Annotated in this window: 1 protein-coding gene; it reads left to right on the plus strand. The window is 31.7% G+C overall.

All coding sequences use genetic code 11. From position 1 onward, the window contains the following. A partial coding sequence (locus HMPREF1552_RS11640; RefSeq protein ID WP_021744501.1) for a transposase occupies nt 1–284 on the plus strand: 284 nt, incomplete at its 5' end. Between the last annotated feature and the right edge of the window lie 9 nt (nt 285–293).

A 293-nucleotide genomic window follows, 5' to 3' on the forward strand; every position in this document is an offset into this window, starting at 1 on the left:
ATTACTCAAGAAAAAAGAAAAAGCACATGATAAAGGCTCAGATAGTGGCAGATGAAAAATATCTGAGGATGCTTAACGTCTCATTTTCACATGGAAACGTTCATGACTTTAAGCTATTCTGTAAAAGCTGCATGCATTTTTTTAAAAATATACTTTTAATTGCTGACAAAGAATACATAGGCATGAATAAGATACACAGTAACAGCTTGATACCTAAAAAATTGACAAAAAGGAACAAATTAACTAAAGAGAATAGAAAATTTCAAAGCGGAGAGTCTACATAGGGCATGTGA

It is taken from the genome of Leptotrichia sp. oral taxon 879 str. F0557 (genome assembly GCF_000469385.1).
In the GTDB taxonomy this organism is placed as follows: domain Bacteria; phylum Fusobacteriota; class Fusobacteriia; order Fusobacteriales; family Leptotrichiaceae; genus Leptotrichia; species Leptotrichia mesophila.